A 17,229-nucleotide genomic window follows, 5' to 3' on the forward strand; every position below is an offset into this window, starting at 1 on the left:
TGTCCGATCCACATCACAGCCGGCCCTTGCCGGAACTTCCCGCGAGCCCGGTGCCCGCCGCCATGCCTGCCATGGCCGCCACCCGGCGGGTGGAACACGCCGCCTACGCCACCATGGCGCTGTTCTTCGTCAACGGCGCCACCTTCGCCACCTGGGGCGTCCATATCCCTACCATCAAGGCCCGCTTCGGCCTGTCCGATGCCGCGCTGTCGCTGGCCATGCTGGCGGTGGCCGGCGGCGCGATCGCGGCAATGGGGCCGGTCGGCCGCTGGGTGGCGCGCGTGGGCAGCGCGCGCGCCTCGCTGGCCAGCGGTGCGGCCTATGCCCTCGCCACCGCCCTGCTGCTGGCCATGCCGGATTTCCTGCTGCTGGTGCCGGCACTGCTGGCCTTCGGCATGGCCAATGCCGCATTCGACGTCGCCATGAACGCGCAGGCGGCCACGGTGGAAGCCAGCCGCAGCCGTCCCATCATGTCGCGCCTGCACGGCATGTTCAGCCTGGGCGGCATGGCGGGGGCGTCCTTCGGCGGGCTGATGCTGTCGCTGGGCGTGCCGCCGCTTGCGCACGCCGCCCTGATCGCGCTGATGACCGCGGCCACCTCGCTGTGCGCCGCGCCGCGGCTGCTGGACGACCATCCGGTGGCGCCGGCGCAGGCCGGTCACCACCACACCGGCCGTGTGTTGTGGCTGCTGGGTCTGATGGCCTTCCTGGGCCTGATCGGCGAGGGCGCCATGTATGACTGGACCAGCGTCTACATGCGCGAGGTCGCGGCGGCGCCGGCCGACTGGTCCGGCTTCGGCTACGCCGCCTTCTCGGCCGGCATGGCCTGCGGACGCTTCGGTGGCGACTGGCTGCGGGCGCGCTGGTCGGACCCGGCCACGCTGCGCGCCAGCGCCTGGCTGGCCTTCGGCGGCATCGGGCTGGCCCTGCTGCTGCCGTCACCGGCGTGCGCCCTGCTCGGCTTCACGCTGATGGGACTGGGCACCGCGAACATGGTGCCGATCTTCTTCATGGCCGCCTCGCAGCTGCCGGGCGTGGCGCCCGCCGAGGCCATCGCACGGGTGGCGCGCTTCGCCTACACCGGCCTGCTGCTCGGGCCGGTCCTGATCGGCGGCGTGGCGCATCTCGCCAGCCTGCGCCACGGCCTGGCCGTGGTCGCGCTGACCATGGGCTGGATCGCCCTGGCCGGCGTGCGCGTCGCCCGCCCCTACCTGCTGCGAGGCGAACGCTAGGTAGCCAGCAGCCGGGAATCAGGCTGCTGCGGGCTGCCGTTGCGGCGTGCCCAGGCCGTCGAAGACGAAGCTGTCCATGGCGAGCACGCCGTAGGTGACCTCGTCGGCCACGCGCGCAGCCTGGACGTGGGCGGATGCGCCCGCGGACGCATCGCGCGGGCCCAGCGCGGCGCCCAGCGCCACGTAGAAGGGCAGCAGGTGCTCGTCGGTCGGGTGGGCACGGCGCGCGTACGGCGCCTGCGCCCGGTAGTCGGCCAGCCGCGCGGTGTCGCCGGTGGCCAGCGTTTCATCGAGCGCCTCCAGCATCCAGCCGCGGAAGGCCTCGACATAGGGCTCCGGCGCCGGACCGTGCTGCGTGCGGTGGCCGCCGCTGCCGAACACATCCTGCAGGTTGTGGGTGAAGCTGCCCGAGCCGATCACCAGCACGCCCTCGTCGCGCAGCGGCGCCAGTGCGCGGCCGATCTCGATCTGCGTGGCGGGCGGCAGGTAGGGATTCAGCGCCAGTTGCACGACCGGCACGTCGGCAGCGGGAAACAGGTGGCGCAGCGGCAGCCAGGCACCGTGGTCGAGCGGACGGTCCTCGTCCTCGGCGACGAAAGCCGCGCCCGGAATCGCCGCCGCTTCCACCAGTTCCTTGACACGCGCGGCCAGTGCCGGCGCGCCGGGCGCATCGTAGCGCAGCGCGTAGAGCTCGCGCGGGAAGCCGCCGAAGTCGTGCCACGCTTCCTGGCGCTCGCGCGTGCTGACCGCCAGCGTGCTGTAGATCCAGTGCGCCGAGATGACCAGCACGGCGCACGGCGGCGAGCGGCGCAGCTGGTCGCCGAGGGCGTCGAATGCCGCGCCGGTCGGGCCGGGGTCGAGCGCCAGCATGGGAGAACCGTGCGAGAGGTAAAGCGAGGGAAGCATGGCGTCTGTCCTTGGAATCTTCTCTTCAAATGCTTTGTGTGGCTGCATACAAGTTTGGCAAAGAAGAGCAGATCGCACGGTCAAGCGATACGGACACCTCGCTCAATAATTTTGAATCGATTGGCGCAAGCTGCCGCCAGCGTCCCTGCGCCGTCGCCGCGCGCACGGTGCGGTGGCGGCGGACGTGGCGCCTCCGCATCACGTCCGGTGCCGCACCAGGCCGCGGCCCGGCCCCGCTGCGCGGCTGGCGCAATCGGCCTATGATGCAGTCAGGGCCGCCTGCGGCGGCCGCCGATACGGCGCCCGGCGCGCCGGCAGGAGAACAACGTGGCGAAGCGGACCCCACCCTGGCTCAAGTTGCCCCTGGCGCATTGGTGGCAGCCGGGACTGTTCGCCAGCCTGCCTGCGGTGGCGCTGTGGACCATCGCGCGGCTGCCGGCCGACCTGCTGGCTGCGCTCGGCGGCAGCACGCTGTCCGCGCTGCTCAACCATGCGGGCGACACGCTGTTCGTGGCGGGCTGGCTGCTTTCAGGCCTGCGCCTTTGGACAAGCCGCCGGCGCCCCGCCGCCGAGGACGGGCGCCGGCGCGAAGCGCCGCCCGCGGCGCCGTCGCGCCACCGCGCCGGCTGAGACGGCCCGGCTTCCCGACCTCGCCCCTGGCCTCGCACCCCGCACCGCACCTGCCCGCCGGCCGAAGCCGTCCGCGCCGCTCCCGCCATGTGACGGCTGCGCCGGATCGCTTAATATTCCAGGCAGGTGGCCGCGAGGCCCCTGGTTTTCTTCATCGCAGCACACCACAACAACATCATGCAAGGCACTGCCTACCCAACCCAACAAGTCTCGCCCGCCCATCGGCGCAAGGCCATCCTGGCGGCCACCATCGGCAACGGCCTGGAGTGGTTCGATTTCACCGTCTACAGCTTCTTCGCCGTCATCATCGCCAAGCTGTTCTTTCCCACCGGCAATGACCTGACCTCCTTCCTGCTGACCGTGGCGACCTTCGGCGTGGGCTTCTTCATGCGGCCGGTCGGCGCCATCGTGCTGGGCGTCTACGCCGACCGCGTCGGCCGCAAGGCTGCGCTGACCCTGACCATCCTGCTGATGGCGCTGGGCACGGCCATCATCGGCCTGGCACCCACCTATGACCAGATCGGCATGTGGGCCCCGGCGCTGATCGTGCTGGCCCGCCTGATCCAGGGCTTCTCCGCCGGCGGCGAGGTCGGCGGCGCGACCGCCTTCCTGATCGAGAATTCGCCCGATGCCAAGCGCGGCCTCTACGCCAGCTGGCAGCAGGCCAGCCAGGGCATCTCCTTCATGCTGGGCGCGGCCATGGGCGCGCTGGTCATCAATGGCCTGGAGCCGGCACAGGTAGATGCCTGGGGCTGGCGCATCCCCTTCCTGTTCGGCCTGCTGATCGGTCCGGTCGGCATGTACATCCGCTCCCACCTGGAAGAGCCGCCCGCCTTCCAGCAGCAGCGCGCCGAGCGCCAGGCCGCCAAGGTCAAGTTCTCGCCGCTGTCGCAGGTGCTGCGCGACCATCCGCGCGAGGTCGTGGCCGGGCTGGGCGTGACCATCCTGTGGACGGTCTGCACCTATGTGCTGGTGTTCTACATGCCGTCCTACGCCAAGCAGCAGCTGGGCCTGCCGCTGGGCGCGACCTTCAACTCGACCGCCCTGTGCGGCGCCATCATCCTGGTGCTGTGCCCTGTGATGGGTACCCTGTCCGACCGCATCGGCCGCAAGCGCATGCTGGGCGTGGTGGCGCTGGCGATCGGCGTGCTCGCCTACCCGCTGTTCCACTGGCTCAACCTGAGCCCGACCTCGCAGACTCTGCTGCAGGTACAGGTCGTGCTGGGCGTGCTGCTGGCAGCCTTCACCGGTCCCGCGCCGGCGGTGCTGGCCGAGCAGTTCCCGACCGAGGTGCGCTCCACCGGCCTGTCGCTGGCTTACAACTTCGCGGTCACCATCTTCGGCGGCTTCGCCCCGCTGATCGTGACGTGGCTGATCGAGTCCAGCGGCAACAAGCTGGCCCCCGCCTTCTACGTGATCGCGGCCGCCATCGCCAGCTTCATCGCGCTGCTCTTCATGCACGACCGCACCGGCAAGCCGCTGGCCTGAACGCCCGCGCCCCGGCCTTTGCCCAAAGCCAGCCATGCGCTGGCTTTTTTGTTGCCGCGATTCCTGGCGCGGTCCTTGGCATGATCGCGGCGCGGCCGGTGATGCCTGCGCCGCTGCCTGCGGCTACCATGGAAGGCCTGCCAGGAGACGAGCGACCATGAACCAGGACAAGACCCCACCGGCACCGCAACGCTGCGGCTGGTGCGGAACCCTAGAGGACTACTGCCACTACCACGACCACGAATGGGGCTTCCCCGTGGACGACGACCGCCGGCTGTTCGAGAAGCTGTGCCTGGAAGGCTTCCAGGCCGGCCTGAGCTGGCTGACCATCCTGCGCAAGCGCGAGGCCTTCCGCCGCGCCTTCGCCAATTTCGACATCGACAAGATGGCCCGCTTCGGCGAGCGCGACATCCAGCGCTTGCTGGGCGACGCCGGCATCGTGCGCCACCGCGGCAAGATCGAGGCGGCCATCAACAATGCCCAGCGTGCGCGCGAGCTGCTGGAAAGCGAATCCTCGCTGGCTGCATATTTCTGGCGTTTCGAGCCGGACCCGGCCAGCCGCCCGGACCGGCTCACTCCGGAGGTGCTGCGTGCCATGACCACCTCGCCCGAGGCCACCGCCCTGTCCAAGGACCTGAAGCGGCGCGGATGGCGCTTCGTCGGGCCCACCACCATGTACGCGCTGATGCAAGCGATGGGGCTGGTCAACGATCACCAGGAGGGCTGTGCCGCCGGCGAGGCGGTTCGGCGGGCGCGCAAGGCCTTCAAGGTGCCGAAGTAAACCGGGGTAAACGTCCGGCAGCAGTACATCGCGTAAACCGGCGGCGATGCGCGGGCCAGAACGAAGCCAGGACGCTGAACGTATACGCCGCCGCGCTCCCCGCGCGAGCGGGCCGCAGTAAGACAGATCCTGCCTGCGCCGGCGTATACGACAACGATCTCTCGTCTGGTTTCAATATTGTTTACGTATACAAAAATAGTAGTAGTAGGTAAACGGCACCCATTGCCGTGGATAAGCCACTTTTTTTGTTTCAATTCAATGACTTGAGTGATCGATAAGTGCTAGGAGCAAAGGCGGGTAAACGCTGATAAGTCTTGCGGATACGGAAGGGCGGCAGGTATACGTGGGGAGTTCTCCGTATACGCCCCACAAGGCGCCCCCAGGCAGGGCACAACTTGTCCAGCGGCTTATCCCCAGCCTGGCGGGGCATCTATCCACAGCCTGCCTGGATGCGGGGTGGCGGTGCGGCGGGCGGGGTATACGGCGGTTGGGGGCATCGCGATGCAGCAGAATGCAGCGAGTGCTGCGCGACGAAGAGGCGCGACAAAGAAAAAAGCCCGCCGATGTTGCCATCGGCGGGCTTCTGGTGCTGGCGGAGTGGACGGGGCTCGAACCCGCGACCCCCGGCGTGACAGGCCGGTATTCTAACCAACTGAACTACCACTCCCTGGCGCGGTGGCTCTCGCCACCGCCGCCACGCGCAAACCGCCTGTTGGCGGCCCGCGCGGATTTGGCGTCCCCTAGGGGATTCGAACCCCTGTACTCACCGTGAAAGGGTGATGTCCTAGGCCTCTAGACGAAGGGGACAGGAACCAGGTCATCGACGCGTTTCGCGCTGTGTTGCGTTTTGCGTCGCGAGGGGCGCGATTGTAACGCGACCTTTTGCGATTGTGAAGCCCCCATGCCCAGGTTTTTGCAGAGACCATGGAAATGCGCCGTACGAGCGGATGCAAACCGGGCCGGGCGCCGCTCAATTCCCTGCCGGCATGCTGTGCGGAAAGCGTCGTGCGCCGGCCTCCAGCGGCAAGCGCAGGGCATTGGTCAGGTAGCTGACGGTGCGATAGGAACCGGCCAGCATCAGCAACGCCAGCATGGCCTCCTCGCTGTAGCGGGTACGCAGGCGCGCCCACAGCGCGTCGTCCACATCGCAGTCGCGATGCAGCGCGTCACACAAGCGGATCAGGTCGGCTTCCTCGGGCAGCCAGCGGGCATCGCCGGGGCCGCCGCGCGCCGCGCAACGGCTCGACCACGATGGCTCGGTCTATGTGCTGACGGCGCGCTGCGTCGAACTGCTGGAGCTGATGCTGCCGCTCAATGCCTGGGCGCAGCGTTGGGCGAGCGATATCGAGGCGGGAGAGGATCGGCCATGAGGCGGTCACGGGTCTTGCCGGGCCTTCGCCGTCGCGGCGGTGGGAGAGCGTGCGTGGGGATGGTCGCGCGCGCGGCCATCCGCGCTGCGCAGCGGGCGCATGCCGCCCGAATGCCGCCGGGCCTGCCGGCAGAAACGACAACGCCCCGGAACACAGCGTGTTCCGGGGCGTTGAAGGAAATCCTGGTGGACCGAAGGAGGATCGAACTCCCGACCTCTGCATTGCGAACGCAGCGCTCTCCCAGCTGAGCTATCGGCCCGTAGCGAAGGATTGTAGCGCAAGTTTCCGACAGCATTCAAGCCGGCCGCCGCCGGCATGCGACGGCACGCGCTCAGGCCGCCATGCCGGGGTTGCCGTCCATACCGAGCACGCGCGGCACGTTGAGCGGGCGGGCATCGACCTCGCGCTGGCCGCGCAGCCAGTCGGCCATCACGTCCCAGACCGGGCGGCCGCCGGCCTGGCGCGCTTCCTCGGCCACCGGTGCCCAGCCCGCCACCTTGTAGGTCTTGCCGGCCTCGAGCGGCCGGCCATCGAGGCGCATGTCGCGGATGCGCTTGCCCATCGGCGCATTGGGCTCGATGGCGTACTGCAGGCCGCCCACGCGCACCATGTCGCCGCCTTGCTGGTAGTAGGGGTCGGGGTTGAACAGGTTGTCGGCCACGTCTTCCAGGATGGTCTTGATGGTCTCCCCGCTCATCGGTGTCACCGTGGTGTAGGGGTAGGTGATGGCGGTCTGGTCCATCAGGTGTTCCATCGTGATGGCCTCGCCGGGCAGCAGGCTGGTGCCCCAGCGGAAGCCCGGCGAGAAGGCGATCTGGGCATCCTGCATCTGCATCAGGCCGTCCAGGATCAGCTGGTCGAAGGTGCCGTTGAAATTGCCGCGCCGGTACAGCAGGCCGCGGTTGATCGCCAGCACTTCGCCCAGCTTCGCTTCGTAGGGCGCGCGCAGCTTGCCGATCAGGGCTTCCATGGCGGGATCGGCCGGCAGCGCATCGGAGAAGACCGGCAGCAGGCGGTAGCGGAAATCCCGTACGCGCTTGCCCTGCACGTCGAAGTCGAGCACGCCCAGGAACTTGCCGTTGGAGCCGGCATTGGTGACCAGGGTGACGCCGCCCGGGTTCTTGACCTGCACCGGCGCCGGCACGCCGTCGTGCGTATGGCCGCCGAGGATGGCGTCGAGGCCGCGTACGCGCGAGGCCAGCTTCAGGTCGACGTCCATGCCGTTGTGCGACAGCAGCACCACGGCGGCGGCGCCCTTGGCGCGCGCTTCGTCGATGACCTGCTGCAGGTTCTCTTCCTGGATGCCGAAGGTCCAGTCGGGCACCAGGTAGCGCGGGTTGGCGATCGGCGTATAGGGGAAGGCCTGGCCGATGATGGCGACCGGCACGCCGTTGATCTCGCGCATCACGTAGGCATCGAAGACCGGGTCGCCGAAGTCGTTGGTCTTGATGTTCTGCGCGAGGAACGACACCTTGCCCTTGAAGTCGCCTTCGACGATCTCCTTGACGCGCTCGGCGCCGAGCGTCATTTCCCAGTGCGGCGTCATCACGTCGACGCCCAGCGCCAGCGCCGCCTCGACCATGTCCTGCCCGCGCGTCCACAGGGCCGTGGCCGAGCCCTGCCAGGTATCGCCGCCGTCGAGCAGCAGCGCGCCGGGACGCCCGGCCTTGAGTTGCTTGACCAGCGTGGCCAGGTGGGCGAAGCCGCCGACCTTGCCGTAGCGCCGCGCGGCCTGCGCGAAGTCGAGACAGGTGAAGGCGTAGGCCTGCGCGCTGCCGGGCGCGATGCCGTAGTGGCGCAGCATGGCCGCGCCGACCAGGTGCGGCGGCTTGCCGGCGTAGTCGCCGATACCGAGATTGACATCCGGCTCGCGGAAATGGACCGGGCGCAGCTGGGCGTGGCAGTCGGTGAAGTGCAGCAGGTGGACGTTGCCGAAGCGCGGCAGCGCGTAGAGATCGCGCAGTTGCTGCGCGGCCTCGGCCTCGCGCGCGGGAAAGGTCATGCCGGCGGCGCCGGCCACGGCCAGCACCTGCAGGAACTCGCGTCGGTTCATCGTCTCTTCCTGTACCAGGGCCGCCGCGTCCGGACCAAGCCGGGCGCGGCAGCGCATGTCGTGCCGCTGCGCAGTGCGCACGCGGTCCTGTCGTGTCGTTGTGTTGTCGTGTTGCCGTCTTCTTGTGCCGCCGGGCCGGCCCGCCGTGCCCAGCGCGCGGCAGGCCACCGGAAGGGGAGCGGCCTCAGGGCCGCGCGTACCTGGCCAGCGCCGCCACGTCGTCGTCCAGCATTTCGCCCACCTCCTTCTGCACCACGCGCCCGTGCGCATCGAGCACGTAGAGCTCGGGCAGGCCCTTGCGCGGCCCGACGACGGCGCGCAGCGCCGGCGTCTCGAGTGCCGCGGGGAAGGTGTAGCCGTGCTTCTTCAGGTAGGCGGCCGCTTCGGCCGGCGTCTTGTCGATGCTGATCGCCAGTACCTGCAGCGGCGTGCCGCGGGTCGCGTCGTAGAGCTTCTGCAGGCGGGGATTCTGCAGCGCGCAGAACGGGCACCAGGAGGCCCACACCTCGATCACCACGGGCTTGCCGGCCCACTGCGAGGCGGGCACGGTGCGGCCGTCCAGCAACTGCAGCGCCGGCAGGCGCACGGTGTCGCCGACCTCGAGCGCCAGTGCCGCGCCGGCCTGCAGCAGCGCCAGCGCCGCGGCGCCGCCGGCGAGCGCGCGGCGCAAACCCGCCGCGCGCGGCGACGGCGGGCGCTTGGCGACGGGGGTGGGCATGGCCGTCATCGCCTTATTGGTTGACCGGCGAGGCCGGGTCCAGCAGCAACGCCATCACGTCGCGGATCTGCTGCTCGGTCAGGATGCCCTGGTGGCCGAAGCGCGGCATGTTGGAGCAGGCGGCGTAGGCGCTGGAATCCCAGATCTTGCCCCAGGTGTACTTGAGCACCGCCTCCGAATTGCCGCGCAGCTTGCCATACTGGTACAGCGAGGGCCCGATGTTGCCGAAGGAGATCTCGGCCTTGGTCAGCTGGTGGCAGGCGTAGCAGTTGCCGCCATTGGTGCCGCCGACCGGGTCGCTGAACTGCATGCCGCGGCCGTTCTGCGCGACCTTTTCGCCTTCCTTCCAGTCACCCAGCCAGGTCTTGTCGGCCGGGTACTTGACCTGCTTCAGCTCGGCGGCCTCGATTTTCCTGGCCACCTTTTCCGGCACCTTGCTGCGGTCCGGATACTGGCTGCAGGCCTGCTGCATGGTGTCCTGCTCCAGCACGCCGGCCACCGTGGCCGGTCCCTTGGAGCTGAACGACTGTTCGATCAGGTGCCGCATGTCGGCGTCGCTGACGGCGGGCGCGCGTGCGGCCTTGCCGCTGTCCTGCGCGTGCGCGGCCGTGCCCAGGCAGGCGGCGGCCACGATGGCGGCGGCGAATGCCGCGCGGTGGGTCTGATATGGCTTCATCTCGCGTCTCCCCTGCCTCAGCGTTTCATCGACGGGCCGTCGTAGGCGCCGCCGTTGGCGTTGCGCGCCAGGAACAGCGACAGCGCGGTGATCACGTCAGAGCCGTAGGCGGGCTCGGGGAAGCGCTGCTGGCGCAGGCAGTCGTAGAGACGGTGCTGCATGGTGCGTACCTCGCCCTGCGATACCCGGTAGGCCGGCCACGTGGTGTAGGCGGCCTGGGCGCCCTTCTGCGTCAGCAGGTTGGGCAGGTCCTGCAGCCGGATGCGCTGGCCGTCGACGGCATGGCAGGTGGCACAGGCGAAGTCATAGGCGCCGCCGCGGTAGAAGAACATCTTCTGCCCGAGTGCGTAGACCCGCTTCTCTTCCGGGTGCTTGAGCTGCACGTTCATCGGCAGGCCGCGCGATTCGGAGGTGATATAGGCCACCAGCCGCTCGATGTCGGACGACTTGCCCGGCGCCGAGAAGGGATTGCGCATGGCTTCGTCGCGTGTCAGGCCCTGCAGCGTCACGCGGCAGTAGGCCAGGCGCTGCTCCAGGTCCATCACCTTGCCGGTGTCGGGGAAGAAGCGCGGCAGCTCCGCATAGGCACCCTTGACCACACCCGGCCCCTTGCCCAGGTCGCACTGTTCCAGCGAGACGTTCCTGGGGCCGGCGGGCTTCTTCCACAGTTCCTCGCCGGCGGCCTCCCACAGTTCGGCGGGGTTGCCCTCGGCCAGCATCTGGCGGTACTTGGCGATTTCCGCGGCGGTGTTGTCCTGCGCACGCGCGGCGCCGGCCGCCAGCACGGCCGCCGCCGCGGCGGCGAGCGCTGCCGCCGGCAGCAGCGAGGCTCGGATGTGTTTCATGGGGCTTCTCCTCGCGGTCGCGCCGGCTGGCACGCCGCTGCGTTCTTGTCCGTTCTTCCCTGCCGCCAGGCTCGATGGCTCAGGGCTTGATATAAGCGTAGCCTTCGTCGAACTGCAGGCGCGCCACTTCCACCACGCCGGCCGGCACCACCTTGGCCTCCATCAGCAGGCTCGTTTCCGAGATCCTGCGCGCCGCCAGCGTGTTGTGGCAGACGCGGAACTCGACGCCGTCCGAGGCCAGCGCGCTCACCGGCGCCTCGAAGGTATTGCCGCGCGCGTCGCGCGCGCCTTCGACGAGGAAGTCCACCCCGTAGCCGAAGGCCACCACCACGATCTTGGTGCCGGGCGCGCCGTTCAGGTGGTTGCGCAGGTTGGCCATGGCGCGCACCGCCTGGTCGATGCCTTCCGACAACTGGTAGACCACCTTGACCCGCCCGCCCTTGCGTCCTTCCGGGCCGGCCTGGGCCGAGGCCTTGGCCGCCAGGCCGATGGCGGCCAGGGCCGCCGTTGCTCGCATGAATGCTCGCCGCATGCTGTTCCTTTCACACCGACTCCCCCGCGCGACGGCGCGGGACCGGATGGCCGGCAGGAACTGAACCTTAGCAGACGGCGCCGAATCCCGCCGGCATGCCGCCGGGCCCGGCCGGATCAGGAAATGGTGGCCGAGTCGGTACGGCTGTCGTTGTGGTTGTCGACCCAGGTCACGGTGACCTTGTCGCCCTTGTTGCCGCCCTTGAACTTGAAGTTCAGGAACGGGTCCTTCGACACCGCCGGCCCGAACTGGGCGCGGAACACTTCCTTGCCATTGCACTGCGCCACCACGGTCTGGATATGCCAGGCCGGGATGGTCTTGCCGGACGCGTCCTTGCGCTGGCCGGTCTCCATGTCGTGCTTCATCAGGATCTTGACGTCGACGACGCCACCGTTCTCGGTGGCGCGTACGCGCATCGGGTCTGCCATGCTGCTCTCCTGTTACGGCTGAATCCAGGCGGCTCCGCCTGCCTGGGATGACGGTCGCGGGCGCCGGCGTCAGCCGCCGCAGCCGCCCAGCGTCACCTTGATTTCCTTGGACGCCACATACCACTTGCCGCCCGCCTTGACTGCCGCGACCACCACCGAGGTCTGGCCCATCTTCACGCGCGTGGAGACGAAGGGCTCGGTGCCGGCGGGGATGGCGAAGTCGGCCGCCAGCGTGTTCGGGTTCTTTTCCACCAGGATGGCGATCTGCTCGGTGCCGGGGATATTGCTGGTCACCGCCACCGGCACCACGGCGCCGTTCTCGGCGATGTCGGGCGCGGTGAACACGATGGCCGTGCTCTTCTCGGTGCCGCTGCCGCCCAGGGCCTTGATCACGTCGGCGACGCTCTTGCCGTCGAAGGCGACCTTGTTCCACTCGGCGGCCTGCGCTTCGCTGATCAGGCCGGTGGCCGCCATCAGCGACAGCACCGCCGTCATGCGCAGCATGTCTCGTCGTTTCACATTCATTGAGGTTTTCTCCTGCGTCTCCGCTCCCGCCCGTTCCGGGCTCCGCCGCCGCCCGGGATGGCTGCGCGGCCTGTTCATGCTCGATTGTCGTGCCGCGCTATCCCATGGACTTGTGGCGCGGACTTGCCACGTAGGCTTGTTACGCGGTCTCGTCGCATCGTCTGGTCGCGCGGGAACCGGCATGGCGCCGGATCCCGCGCCGGCGGCGCCCCGCACGGGCCGCCGCCGGACTTGCCTTACTTGGCCGGGGCGCCCGCCAGCACCCACTCCACCACGGTCTTCACGTCGGCATCGCTGACGCCGGCGTTGGCCGGCATCGGGATCGGGCCCCAGACGCCGGAGCCGCCGCCCTTGACCTTCTTGATCAGCGCGGCCTCGGCATTCTTGTCGCCCTTGTACTTGGCGGCAACATCCTTGAAGGCGGGGCCGACCAGCTTCTTGTCGACCTGGTGGCAGCCCATGCAGGCGTTCTTATTGGCGATCTCCTGCGCCTTGGCGGCATCGACGGCGTGCGCCGACGCGGCGGCTGCCAGCATCAGCGTGGCGATGACAAACTGCTTCATTCTCTTGTGCTCCGAGATTTTCTAATGGCCGTGGGAACGGCGGGTGGGGCCGCGCGGATCCTGCCTTGCCCCTTGCGGCGCGGCAGCACCGGCCGCCGCGGGGGCGCAATGGCGGCCAGTGCGCTATTTTGCCTGAAGAATCCACCCCACCAGCGCCTGCAGGTCGGCTTCGGGCACCTGCGCCTGCGGCGGCATGGGCAGGCTGCCCCAGGCGCCCTGTCCTCCATCCCTCACCTTGCGCGCCAGCGTGGCCGCCGCGTCCTGGCCGTGGTAGCGGCGCGCGATGTCGGCGAACGACGGTCCGACCAGCTTGTGTCCGGCGGCGTGGCAGGCCACGCACTGGTAGCGGCTCGCCAGGGCATCGACTGGTGAAGCCGGCGCGGCAGGCGCGGTGCCATCGACGGCACCGGCCATCGCCGCGCTGGCGCCGGCCGGTGCCGTATGCAGGCCGCGCGTCGGGCCGAACCCGCGCTGCTGGCGCGCCAGGTCTCCGTGGGCATCGCGCGCGTAGTCGGGCAGCGACGACAGCAGCGTCACCGAGGCCTGGCAGTCGCGCATGCAGGCCGTGTTGTGCGTGTCCGGGCGCCCGCGTCCCGGCCACATGCCGTGGGCCGTGGTCATGCCGTTGCGATTCGGCATGCGTTGCTGCGCCTCGGCGATGCTGGTGTCGCTCAGCACGAAGTCGGCCGGCACGATGTCGCCCAGGTTGAGCAGGTAGGCGGTCACCGCGTAGACCTCGTCGGTCGACAGGCTCTTCGGCGCGTTCCACGGCATGGCGCGGCGGATGTAGTCCCACAGTGTGCTGACGGTGCTGACCTTCATCAGCGTGGTGCGGTAGGGCTGGTTGCCGGTCAGCGCTGCCACGCGGCCGCGGCGGATATCGTCCGCACTGGTGCCGCCTACCAGCGGCGAGAAGACGTCGTTGGATTCGCCGAATTCGCCGTGGCAGGCAGCGCACTTGCCGTCCCATACCTGCTGGCCCTGCGCCACGCTGCCCTGCCCGCGCGGCAGGCCCTGGAAATCGCCGCGCACGTCGATATCCCAGGCGCGCACCTCGGCGGGGGTGGCGGCGCGGCCCAGCGCTGTGCGGGCCCCCGCCGTTGCATCCGTGGCTGCCGCCGCGAGCGCCGGCCCGGTTGCGGCCATGGCAACGAGCGAGACGAGCGCGATGCGCACGAGAGGCATCCCCGGCACGGCCAGGGCCGGCGCATGCCGTGCGCCGCGCTCAATCCACCTGGACATTGGACACCTCGCCGCCGGGCGCCACCTGCCAGCTCTGGATGGCGTTGTTGTGGTAGATCGAACGCTTGCCGCGCACCGCGCGCAGTTGCGCCATCTTCGGCTGCACATAGCCGGTCTCGTCGATGGCGCGGCTCTGCAGGATGGCGGGCCCGCCGTCCCAGACCCAGTCCAGGTTGAAGCGTGTCAGGCATTTCGACAGCACGGGCGTCTCCAGCCGCGCCGTGCGCCAGTTGCGGCCGCCATCGGTGGAGACGTCCACGCGGCGGATGCGCCCGCGCCCCGACCAGGCCAGTCCGCTGACGTTGTAGAAGCCCCGCCCGACCAGCACCTGGCCACCCGATGGCGTGGTGATCACCGACTTGCATTCCTGGATCGAGGTGTACTGGCGCTGCATGCCGTCGGGCATCATGTCGACGTAGTGCACCGTCTCGTCCTTGGTATTCCAGGGCTGGTCGCCCAGCTTGAGCCGGCGCAGCCACTTGACCCAGGACACGCCCTGCACGCCCGGCACCACCAGGCGCAGCGGATAGCCGTTCTCGGGGCGCAGCATCTCGCCGTTCATGCCCCAGGCCACCAGGATCTCGTCGGCCAGTTCCATCGGGATGGTGCGCGTCATCGACGAGCCGTCGCCACCCTCGGCCAGCAGGTAGCGCCCGCGGCGCAGGTCCGCGCCTGCGTCCTCGAGCAGCACCTTGAGCGGCACGCCGGTGAACTCGCAGCAGGACAGCATGCCGTGCGTGTACTGCACCGTGGGCACGGCCACATTGCCCCATTCCATGCCGGTATTGGCGCCGCACTCGATGAAGTGGATGCGCGATACCGCGGGCAGGCGCATCAGGTCGTCCATGGTGTAGACGCGCGCTTCGCGCACCAGCCCGTTGACCATCAGGCGGTGGCGCGCCGGATCGATGTCCTGCCAGCCCTGGTGGTGCCGCTCGAAGTGCAGGCCGTTGGGGGTGATGATGCCGAACAGGCCCTGCAGCGGTGCGAAGGCGACCGAGGCGGCCGCGACGCGGGTCAGCCCGGGAGATTCGCGCCGGACCAGGTTCTGCTCGTACTGCGAGGGCTGGCCATAGGGACGCGCCGCGACCGGCTGGCCGAGCGAGGTGGCCCAGGGTTGCGGGGTCAGGATGGCGGGGTCGCCCTCGCCGGGGGTGGCGGCCGCCTCGGTGTTCCCGGCGGCGTGCGCGCCGCGCGCCAGCCCCGCCGCGGCGACCGCAGCGGCGGTGGCGCCGGCGAAGCTGCGGCGCAGGAAGGCACGCCGCGCGTCGTCGAGGCCGTGACGCGTGATCTGCTGCTGCAGGGATGCGGGAATGAAGCCTTCCGGCGCGCGCAACACGCGCCCGGGCCTGGCATGGTCCGGCACGGCGGTCTCCTCCGGCACGCTCTGGCGGCGTGCCTTGTCATGCGTGATCGGTGCCGGCCTGCCCGGGGCCGCTCAGCGCCGCGCGGCGCGCTTGCGCGCAGGCGCGGAAGGCGCAGGCTGGCCGGGCATGAAGCGGTCCACCACGGTCGGCGTCAGGGCCTCGTCTTCGAGCTGGCTCGCCACCTGCACACACACCGAGCGGCACAGCGCCACCACGCTCTCGTCGGCGATCGCGTAGTAGACCAGGTTGGCCTCCTTGCGGCGCGCCAGCACGCCGGCGCGATACATCGCGTTCAGGTGGCGCGACACATTGGTCTGCGACGAACCCACCGTCTCGACCACGGTGCCGACCGGTTTCTCGCCGTCGCACAGCGCGTGCAGGATCTTCAGCCGGGTCGGCTCCGCCAGCAGGCTGAAGTAGCCCGATACCTTCTCGAACACGCGGTCCAGTTCTTCCATGGCGTCCAATATATGCCTATATGCGTGTATGCGCATATATCGTTAACCCCCTGCTGCGCGGCAGCAGGGGCGGCGGCATGCCGGGCGGCTAATCCATTGCGTCAGAGAAGGCGCGCCCCTGGCGGCGATGCCTTTCGAATGACGCCGTGGACTAACCCAGCATCTCGCTCCAGATGCCGCGCGCCCAGGCCTGCGCGTAGATGCCCTCCTGCACATTCGGCGCGGCCGACAGGCCGCCGGCGCCGGGCACGGTCAGCATGGTCCGTTGCGCTGCGTCGTAGCGGTGCACGCTGGCCACGTGCACGGCTTCGGTCGCACTGGTGAAGCTGTAGCAGGTGTTGTTGTAGAGCGGCTCCGGATCCGGAGCCTGTCCCGACAGCAGGGCGACGATGGCGGCCGCCGCGGTCTTGCCGTGCTGGTTGGCCATGTGGCCGGATTTCGGCATCAGCGGTGCGATCTGGATGGCGTCGCCGAGCACGTGGATGCCCGCTGCGGCGCGCGACTCGAAGGTGAGGAAGTCCACCTCGCACCAGCGCCCGTTGGCGGTGGCCAGCCCCGCCGCGACCGCGATGGCGCCGGCACGCTGGGGCGGCAGCAGGTTGAGCACGTCGGCGCGCTCGTCTTCCTGTATCTCGAACTTGAGCGTGCGCGTGGCGGCATCGACGTCGACCGCCGCGTATTGCGGCCGGTATTCGACCATGCCGGCGTACTGTGTGGCCCACACACGCTTGAACAGCTCGCCCTTGGAGGTCACGTCGGGATTGGCGTCGAGGATCAGCACCTTGCTGCGCGGCTTGTGCTGCTTCAGGTAGTGCGCGACCAGGCAGGCGCGCTCGTAGGGGCCGGGCGGGCAGCGGTAGGGCGCCAGCGGGATGGCGATGACGAAGGTGCCGCCATCGCGCATGGCCTCGAGCTGCGCGCGCAGCGCCGCCGTCTGCGGTCCGGCCTTCCAGGCATGCAGGATGTGCTCGCCGCCGGGGCCGGCCAGGCCGGGCAGTTCGGCCGAGAGAAAGTCGACACCGGGCGACAGCACCAGCCGGTCATAGGGCAGCAGCGCGCCGCCGGCCAGGCGGACCTGGCGCCGCTGCGCGTCGATGGCCACCGCGCGGTCGCGTGCCAGGCGCACGCCGTGGCGCGCGGCCAGCGCATCGTAGGGCACGGTGATGTCGGCCATGGTGCGGGCCCCGCCGATCACCAGGTTGGAGAGCGGGCAGGAAACGAAGCTGGTGTCGGGCTCGACCAGGGTCACGTCGATGGCACCCCCGCTCCAGGCGCGCAGGTAGCGCGCCGCGGTGGCGCCGCCGTAGCCGCCGCCCACCACCACCACCTTGGCGTGCGCGGCCGATCGTGCGCGCGCCGCCGGCATGCCGGCGGCGAGGGCCGCGGCGGCGGCAAGGAATCGGCGTCTGCGCATC

General features: G+C 69.7%; 18 protein-coding genes and 3 tRNA genes. 4 read left to right on the forward strand and 17 right to left on the reverse strand.

Annotation, left to right across the window (positions count from 1 at the left end; translation table 11 throughout):
- Positions 1-62: 62 nt before the first annotated feature.
- On the forward strand, positions 63-1,232 hold the full coding sequence (locus tag BKK81_RS00800) for an MFS transporter (RefSeq protein ID WP_071010225.1): 1,170 nt from the start codon (positions 63-65) through the stop codon (positions 1,230-1,232).
- Positions 1,233-1,250: 18 nt separating this feature from the next.
- Here the strand turns inward: BKK81_RS00800 and BKK81_RS00805 are convergent, their stop codons facing one another.
- The gene (locus BKK81_RS00805) at positions 1,251-2,138 is read right to left on the reverse strand and encodes a DODA-type extradiol aromatic ring-opening family dioxygenase (protein WP_071010227.1); all 888 of its coding nucleotides are present in this window, start codon (positions 2,136-2,138) and stop codon (positions 1,251-1,253) included.
- Positions 2,139-2,465: 327 nt separating this feature from the next.
- Here BKK81_RS00805 and BKK81_RS00810 point away from each other — a divergent pair, with 327 nt between their 5' ends.
- The 3 genes from BKK81_RS00810 (at position 2,466) to BKK81_RS00820 (ending at position 5,037) form a co-directional block, all read left to right on the forward strand.
- Complete coding sequence (locus BKK81_RS00810; RefSeq protein ID WP_071010229.1) at positions 2,466-2,768, forward strand: hypothetical protein; 303 nt, start codon at positions 2,466-2,468, stop codon at positions 2,766-2,768.
- A 177-nt stretch (positions 2,769-2,945) separates the two neighbouring features.
- Positions 2,946-4,256 carry an MFS transporter gene (locus tag BKK81_RS00815; protein ID WP_071015876.1) on the forward strand — a complete coding sequence of 437 codons (1,311 nt, stop codon included), beginning with the start codon at positions 2,946-2,948 and terminating at the stop codon, positions 4,254-4,256.
- A 157-nt stretch (positions 4,257-4,413) separates the two neighbouring features.
- Positions 4,414-5,037 carry a DNA-3-methyladenine glycosylase I gene (locus BKK81_RS00820; RefSeq protein ID WP_071010231.1) on the forward strand — a complete coding sequence of 208 codons (624 nt, stop codon included), beginning with the start codon at positions 4,414-4,416 and terminating at the stop codon, positions 5,035-5,037.
- Positions 5,038-5,627: 590 nt separating this feature from the next.
- Here the strand turns inward: BKK81_RS00820 and BKK81_RS00825 are convergent.
- From BKK81_RS00825 to BKK81_RS00900, 16 genes are all read right to left on the reverse strand, one after another.
- A tRNA-Asp gene (locus tag BKK81_RS00825) sits at positions 5,628-5,704 on the reverse strand.
- 64 nt (positions 5,705-5,768) lie between these two features.
- A tRNA-Glu gene (locus BKK81_RS00830) sits at positions 5,769-5,844 on the reverse strand.
- A gap of 163 nt (positions 5,845-6,007) precedes the next feature.
- On the reverse strand, positions 6,008-6,211 hold the full coding sequence (locus BKK81_RS00835; RefSeq protein WP_083383860.1) for a hypothetical protein: 204 nt from the start codon (positions 6,209-6,211) through the stop codon (positions 6,008-6,010).
- Between the two features lie 379 nt (positions 6,212-6,590).
- Positions 6,591-6,666, reverse strand: a tRNA-Ala gene (locus BKK81_RS00840).
- Positions 6,667-6,738: 72 nt separating this feature from the next.
- Positions 6,739-8,460 (reverse strand): thiosulfohydrolase SoxB, encoded by a 1,722-nt coding sequence (soxB, locus tag BKK81_RS00845; RefSeq protein ID WP_071010236.1) that lies wholly within the window; start codon positions 8,458-8,460, stop codon positions 6,739-6,741.
- Between the two features lie 184 nt (positions 8,461-8,644).
- Positions 8,645-9,178 (reverse strand): TlpA disulfide reductase family protein, encoded by a 534-nt coding sequence (locus BKK81_RS00850; protein ID WP_083383861.1) that lies wholly within the window; start codon positions 9,176-9,178, stop codon positions 8,645-8,647.
- A 13-nt stretch (positions 9,179-9,191) separates the two neighbouring features.
- A complete protein-coding gene (gene soxX, locus BKK81_RS00855; protein WP_071010238.1) occupies positions 9,192-9,854 on the reverse strand; it encodes a sulfur oxidation c-type cytochrome SoxX in 663 nt (220 codons plus the stop codon).
- 17 nt (positions 9,855-9,871) lie between these two features.
- Positions 9,872-10,699 (reverse strand): sulfur oxidation c-type cytochrome SoxA, encoded by an 828-nt coding sequence (gene soxA, locus BKK81_RS00860; protein WP_071010241.1) that lies wholly within the window; start codon positions 10,697-10,699, stop codon positions 9,872-9,874.
- 79 nt (positions 10,700-10,778) lie between these two features.
- Positions 10,779-11,231 (reverse strand): DsrE family protein, encoded by a 453-nt coding sequence (locus BKK81_RS00865; RefSeq protein ID WP_071010242.1) that lies wholly within the window; start codon positions 11,229-11,231, stop codon positions 10,779-10,781.
- Between the two features lie 116 nt (positions 11,232-11,347).
- A complete protein-coding gene (soxZ, locus tag BKK81_RS00870) occupies positions 11,348-11,659 on the reverse strand; it encodes a thiosulfate oxidation carrier complex protein SoxZ (RefSeq protein ID WP_071010244.1) in 312 nt (103 codons plus the stop codon).
- A gap of 69 nt (positions 11,660-11,728) precedes the next feature.
- Positions 11,729-12,184, reverse strand: coding sequence for a thiosulfate oxidation carrier protein SoxY (gene soxY, locus BKK81_RS00875; RefSeq protein ID WP_071010245.1), 456 nt, complete (start codon positions 12,182-12,184; stop codon positions 11,729-11,731).
- Between the two features lie 236 nt (positions 12,185-12,420).
- On the reverse strand, positions 12,421-12,747 hold the full coding sequence (locus BKK81_RS00880) for a c-type cytochrome (protein WP_071010247.1): 327 nt from the start codon (positions 12,745-12,747) through the stop codon (positions 12,421-12,423).
- Between the two features lie 123 nt (positions 12,748-12,870).
- Complete coding sequence (locus BKK81_RS00885; protein ID WP_156811330.1) at positions 12,871-13,932, reverse strand: c-type cytochrome; 1,062 nt, start codon at positions 13,930-13,932, stop codon at positions 12,871-12,873.
- 40 nt (positions 13,933-13,972) lie between these two features.
- A complete protein-coding gene (gene soxC / locus BKK81_RS00890; RefSeq protein ID WP_071010249.1) occupies positions 13,973-15,355 on the reverse strand; it encodes a sulfite dehydrogenase in 1,383 nt (460 codons plus the stop codon).
- A gap of 72 nt (positions 15,356-15,427) precedes the next feature.
- Complete coding sequence (locus BKK81_RS00895; protein ID WP_071010251.1) at positions 15,428-15,850, reverse strand: ArsR/SmtB family transcription factor; 423 nt, start codon at positions 15,848-15,850, stop codon at positions 15,428-15,430.
- Positions 15,851-15,965: 115 nt separating this feature from the next.
- The gene (locus BKK81_RS00900) at positions 15,966-17,228 is read right to left on the reverse strand and encodes an NAD(P)/FAD-dependent oxidoreductase (protein ID WP_071010253.1); all 1,263 of its coding nucleotides are present in this window, start codon (positions 17,226-17,228) and stop codon (positions 15,966-15,968) included.
- Between the last annotated feature and the right edge of the window lies 1 nt (position 17,229).

It is taken from the genome of Cupriavidus sp. USMAHM13 (assembly GCF_001854285.1).
GTDB lineage: Bacteria > Pseudomonadota > Gammaproteobacteria > Burkholderiales > Burkholderiaceae > Cupriavidus > Cupriavidus malaysiensis.